The organism is Mesorhizobium sp. M1E.F.Ca.ET.063.01.1.1, from assembly GCF_003998155.1.
In the GTDB taxonomy this organism is placed as follows: Bacteria; Pseudomonadota; Alphaproteobacteria; order Rhizobiales; family Rhizobiaceae; genus Mesorhizobium.
The window spans coordinates 1-5,252 of record NZ_RZSC01000415.1 but is presented as its reverse complement, the minus strand read 5'-3'; the positions used below and the strand labels follow the sequence as shown (position 1 = coordinate 5,252).

Below are 5,252 nucleotides of genomic sequence, written 5' to 3'. Positions count from 1 at the left end.
TTCCCGCACGACGCCCCACCCGCCAAGATCAGCAAGCAGAACCCCGCCGGCACCGACGGTTTCGAATTCGTCGAGTTCGCGCATCCCGAGCCTGCCAAGCTCGCTGAGCTTTTCACCCGCATGGGTTATGTTGCGGTGGCGAAGCACCGCAGCAAGGACATCACCGTCTGGCGGCAGGGCGACATCAACTATGTGGTCAATGCGGAGGCCGGCTCGCATGCGATGAAGTTTGTCGACAAGCACGGCCCCTGCGCCGCCTCGATGGCCTGGCGCGTGGTCGATGCCAAGCACGCCTTCGACCATGCGGTGTCGAAAGGCGCCACGCCCTATGAAGGCATCGACAAGGCGCTCGACGTGCCGGCGATCGTCGGCATCGGCGGCTCGCTCCTCTATTTCATCGAGGCCTATGGCGAGAAGGGCTCGGCCTACGACGCCGAATTCGAGTGGCTGGGAGAACGCAATCCCAAACCGGAAGGGGTCGGCTTCTATTATCTCGACCACCTCACCCACAATGTCTATCGCGGCAACATGGACAAGTGGTGGGATTTCTATCGCGACCTGTTCGGCTTCAAGCAGATCCACTTCTTCGATATCGACGGCAAGATCACCGGGCTCGTCAGCCGGGCGATCACCTCGCCCTGCGGCAAGATACGCATTCCGCTGAACGAGTCCAAGGATGAGACCAGCCAGATCGCCGAATATCTGAAGAAGTACAATGGCGAGGGCATCCAACACATCGCGGTCGGCACCGACGCGATCTACGACGCCACCGACAAGCTCGCCGCCAACGGGCTGAAATTCATGCCCGGCCCGCCCGACACCTATTACGAGATGTCACACGAGCGCGTGCACGGCCATGACGAGCCGATCGAGCGGATGAAGAAGCACGGCATCCTCATCGACGGCGAAGGCGTCGTCGATGGCGGCATGACCAAGATCCTGCTGCAGATCTTTTCGAAGACGGTGATCGGGCCGATCTTCTTCGAGTTCATCCAGAGGAAGGGCGACGAAGGTTTTGGCGAAGGCAATTTCCGCGCCCTGTTCGAATCGATCGAGCAGGACCAGATCAAGCGCGGCGTGATCAAGCTGGACGGCAAGGCGGCGTAACGCCTGAGCTTGCGGCTCGGCCAATTATGACCTAAATTCTGGTCAGAAAGGTCGTGCTATGAATATCTCGATCGCCGAGGCTAAGGCCAAACTGTCGGAACTCGTCAGCCGTGCGGAAGCCGGCGAGGAGATCGTGCTCACGCGCCATGGCAAGGTGGCCGCGCGTATCGTACCGCCGGCGGTGGCAGCCCCCCTGCCGCGCATCGGTGCCTTGAAGGGCAAGATTCGGATTGCAGACGACTTTGACGAACTCGGTCCCGAATGGGACGAGTACGTGAAATGACAGTCGGCCCATTTCTCGCCGACACGCACATCATCCTCTGGTCGATCGCGGACGATCGACGTCTCAGCGAGCACCATCGCGCCATCCTGGCGTCGGATGCTGTAGTGTTCGCAAGCGCGGCAAGCGTTTGGGAAATCGCGATCAAACGTTCGATTGGAAAGCTCGAGGCGCCGGACGACCTGCCGGGGTTGCTTCCAAGGATGCAATTTCAGCCGCTTGCGATCACCTTTCAGCACGCGCGTGCGGTCGGCAACCTGCCCCATCACCATGGAGATCCCTTTGACAGATTGCTGATCGCGCAGGCGCGGGTAGAGAACCTAACCATCCTGACATCAGACCCGCATTTCGCCCGTTACGAGGTCGCGCTGGCCTGACTGCCATGCGATCGAGCTACTTTTGGAGGCCGGCGGCCTTCCGCAGAATGTCGTTGATCCGGCTCTGCCAGCCGGGTCCGCCGGCTCGGAAGCGGGCGACCACGTCGCTATCGAGCCGCAGCGTCACCTGCTTCTTCGGATTGTCGAGCGCCGGCCGGCCGCGCGAACGGCGAATGCTTTCGGCAAGATCCGGAAACACCTCGGTGAAGGGACGGGCATTTCTGAAATCCTCCTCTGTCCACCCCGGGTTGTCCGAGACGGCGTCCCAATCTTCCTTGGTGAAGCCCTTGCCTGGCTGGAACTCCTTGTCAGGTTTCGTAACGTTCAGCTTAGGTTTTGCCATCGAACAATCTCCTTTCCGTCCGGTTGGCCGGCCGCATCGAGACGATCGAAATGCCTTCGGTGCCAAGCCGGGCAAAGACCACGGCAACAACGCCGCCGACTATCCGACCAATCGCCTTGAAACGGCCGGCTTTGGCCGCCCGGACGTCGAGGCAAGGAAAAACTCCTCGTCCAACGCAGCGAAATCCAAGCCGTGTTTGTCAATGTTTGCCAAGCGTTTCGGTTCATCCCAAACGATCTTCATCGGAATTTATGTACCTACAATAATTAAGTCAATAATTTTCGTAACTACGATAATTCCTGAGCATTCTCGCTCGTTCAAAACCCCAGCCGCTCGACCTCATCCTTCCTGAGCTTGACATCGTAGTCGAGCAGAAACTCATCCAATTGCGGTGGCGGAACGGAAGTGCCGGAAAGCATGGCGTGCACCTCGCCGCGGTGATGGATGTCGTGCAGGAAGACATGGGCGAGGATATCGCCGATGCGTTCGGGGATCATGCCGTCCTCGCGGCGATCGGTGACGACGCGACGATCGAGATCGGCCTCCGACAGGCCATCGCAAAGGCGACGAGCCTGCGGTCGAAATCGGCCTGTGCCGCCGCCAGGCTTGCCGCATCGTCGAATGGCACGAAGGTGTCATAGGCGGCGGCGCCGAGGCCGCCATCCGTCAGGAAATCGAGATAGAGACGATCGACCGCGAGGATGTGGTTGAGCGTCTGCCTGATCGAGGGAAAGAAGCTGGCGCGCTCGGCTTCGAACTCGCCGGGCTCAAGCGCAAGCACGGCGCGATAGAGCCGGTCGTTCGACCATAGATTGTTGCGCGCCATACGGCGCAGGTGCGCGAGCAGGGTCACCTTTTCAGGTTCCTTTCTCCCCTTACCCCTCGTATCTCTCGACCTTCTGCTCGATGGCACCGAAGATCGAGTGGCCGGCCTTGTCCTTCATCTCGATGCGCACAGTGTCACCGAAGCGCAGGAAGGGCGTCTTCGGCTCGCCGCTCTCGATGGTCTCGATCATGCGCAGTTCGGCGATGCAGGAATAGCCGGCGCCGCCAGCCGAGACCGGCTTGCCGGGTCCACCGTCGAGTTTGTTGGAAACGGTGCCTGAGCCGACGATGGTGCCGGCGGCAAGCGGCCGTGTCTTCGCGGCATGCACGATGAGCGCCGGAAAATCGAAGGTCATGTCGACGCCGGCATTGGCGCGGCCGAATGGCTTGCCGTTGAGGTCGACCAGCAGCGCGAGATCGACCTTGCCGCCGTCCCAGGCGTCGCCCAATTCCTCCGGTGTCACCGCGACCGGCGAGAAAGCGGAAGACGGCTTCGATTGGAAGAAGCCGAAGCCTTTTGCCAGTTCCGGCCCCGTGATGGCGCGCAGCGTCACGTCGTTGACCAGCATGACGAGGCGGATCGCATCCCTCGCCTGTTCGAGGCTCGCGCCCATCGGCACATCGTCGACGATAACGGCGACTTCGGCCTCCATATCGATACCGAAGGCTTCGTCCGCCATGCGGATCGGATCGCGCGGCGCAATGAAGGAGTCGGACCCGCCCTGGTAGATCAGCGGATCGGTCCAAAAACTTGCCGGCATTTCGGCGCCGCGCGCCTTCCGCACCAGTTCGACATGGTTCACATAGGCCGAGCCGTCGGCCCATTGATAGGCGCGCGGCAGCGGCGAATGCGCGTCGTGCTCGTGGAATCGAGATGAAGGCACGGCATTGGTCTCGAGCGATTCCGCCATCGCCGCCAGATGCGGCGCAATCCGCCGCCAGTCATCAAGCGCCGCCTGCAGTGTCGGCACCAGGAAGGAAGCGTCGGTGAACCGCGTCAGATCGCGCGAGACCACGACCAGCTTCCCGTCGCGCGTCTCGTTCTTCAAAGTGGCAAGCTTCATGCGGTTTCCTCTCTTCACGCGGTCTGTGCCGCTGACCCCACAACAAGGCCGTTACGGGCGATCGTCAAGCCGCCCGTTCAAGTTTTCCCGACACTGATACCGCGGGTCAGGACCAGTCGCCCTCGGGCGTGCCGTTGAAACGCTTCTTCAGGTCGGCCCAGCAGTCGATGTAGTTCTCCTGCAGCGTGTCGAGTTCGGCGGCGTAACGCGTCAGCATCTGCGGAAAGCGCGTCTCGAACATGAAGGCCATGGTGTTGTCGAGCTTGACCGGTTTCAAGTCCGCGCGGGTGGCTTTCTCAAAACCTGTCGCATCCGGCCCATGCGCCAGCATCTGGTTGTGCAGGCTGATGCCGCCGGGCACGAAACCTTCTTCCTTCGCGTCGTACTGGCCGTGGATCAGGCCCATGAACTCGCTCATGATGTTGCGGTGGTACCAGGGCGGACGGAAGGTGTTTTCCGCCACCAGCCAGCGCGGCGGGAAGATGACGAAGTCGACATTGGCAGTGCCCGCCTCGCCGCTCGGCGCCGTAAGCACGGTGAAGATCGACGGGTCGGGATGGTCGAACAGGATGGCGCCGACCGGCGAAAAGGTCGCCAGATCATATTTATAGGGCGCGTAGTTACCATGCCAGGCGACGACGTCGAGCGGCGAATGGCCTAGCTCGGTGACATGGAAAGTGCCGCACCATTTGACGATCAGCCGGCACGGCGTCTCCTTCTCCTCGAACCAGGCGCAGGGCGTCTTGAAGTCGCGCGGATTGGCCAGGCAATTGGCGCCGATCGGCCCGCGATCGGGCATCGTGAACTTGGCGCCATAGTTTTCGCAGACATAGCCGCGCGCCTCCTTGTCGGCGAGCTCCACCTTGAATACGAGGCCACGCGGCAGCACCGCGATCTCGCCGGGCCGAAGCTCGATGACGCCCATCTCGGTGACGAAACGCAGCGCGCCGACCTGCGGCACGATCATGAGCTCGCCGTCGGCATTGAAGAAATGGTCGTCGACCATCGAGCGGTTGGCGACATAGACATGCGCCGCCATGCCGGATTGTCCCACCGCGTCGCCCGCCGTGGTCATGGTGCGCATGCCGGAGATGAAGTCGGTCGGCTCGGCGGGCATCGGCACCGGGTTCCAGCGGTACTGGCCGAGCGCCAGCTCATGATCGCCGATATTGGGCGCGGTCTTCCATAAAGGGTAGCTCGTCCCCTTGAAGCGGCTGGTGTGCCGGACACTCGGGCGGATACGGTAGAGCCAGGAG

The 5,252-nt window shown here is 61.7% G+C and carries 6 protein-coding genes and 2 pseudogenes; 3 read left to right on the top strand and 5 right to left on the bottom strand.

The features are described from left to right. The 3 genes from hppD to EOA29_RS24135 form a co-directional block, all read left to right on the top strand. A partial coding sequence (gene hppD / locus EOA29_RS24145) for a 4-hydroxyphenylpyruvate dioxygenase (RefSeq protein ID WP_127221694.1) occupies positions 1 to 1,107 on the top strand: 1,107 nt, incomplete at its 5' end. 58 nt (positions 1,108 to 1,165) lie between these two features. Further along, positions 1,166 to 1,390, top strand: coding sequence for a type II toxin-antitoxin system prevent-host-death family antitoxin (locus EOA29_RS24140; RefSeq protein ID WP_126094330.1), 225 nt, complete (start codon positions 1,166 to 1,168; stop codon positions 1,388 to 1,390). Further along, positions 1,387 to 1,764 carry a type II toxin-antitoxin system VapC family toxin gene (locus EOA29_RS24135; RefSeq protein WP_126094331.1) on the top strand — a complete coding sequence of 126 codons (378 nt, stop codon included), beginning with the start codon at positions 1,387 to 1,389 and terminating at the stop codon, positions 1,762 to 1,764. The genes EOA29_RS24140 and EOA29_RS24135 overlap by 4 nt, the downstream gene beginning before the upstream one ends. A gap of 16 nt (positions 1,765 to 1,780) precedes the next feature. Here the strand turns inward: EOA29_RS24135 and EOA29_RS24130 are convergent, their stop codons facing one another. The 5 genes and pseudogenes from EOA29_RS24130 to hmgA form a co-directional block, all read right to left on the bottom strand. After that, positions 1,781 to 2,107, bottom strand: a complete 327-nt coding sequence (locus EOA29_RS24130; protein WP_126094332.1) for a BrnA antitoxin family protein — start codon at positions 2,105 to 2,107, stop codon at positions 1,781 to 1,783. Beyond that, positions 2,094 to 2,350, bottom strand: a pseudogene (locus EOA29_RS43195) (BrnT family toxin). The gene EOA29_RS24130 and the pseudogene EOA29_RS43195 overlap by 14 nt, the downstream one beginning before the upstream one ends. Before the next feature lie 74 nt (positions 2,351 to 2,424). Next, a pseudogene (locus EOA29_RS24120) lies at positions 2,425 to 2,960 on the bottom strand (DinB family protein). Between the two features lie 22 nt (positions 2,961 to 2,982). Further along, positions 2,983 to 3,996 carry a fumarylacetoacetate hydrolase family protein gene (locus EOA29_RS24115; protein ID WP_126094333.1) on the bottom strand — a complete coding sequence of 338 codons (1,014 nt, stop codon included), beginning with the start codon at positions 3,994 to 3,996 and terminating at the stop codon, positions 2,983 to 2,985. Between the two features lie 106 nt (positions 3,997 to 4,102). Continuing rightward, positions 4,103 to 5,252: homogentisate 1,2-dioxygenase (gene hmgA / locus EOA29_RS24110; protein ID WP_127221692.1), on the bottom strand; the 1,150-nt coding region annotated here is incomplete at its 5' end.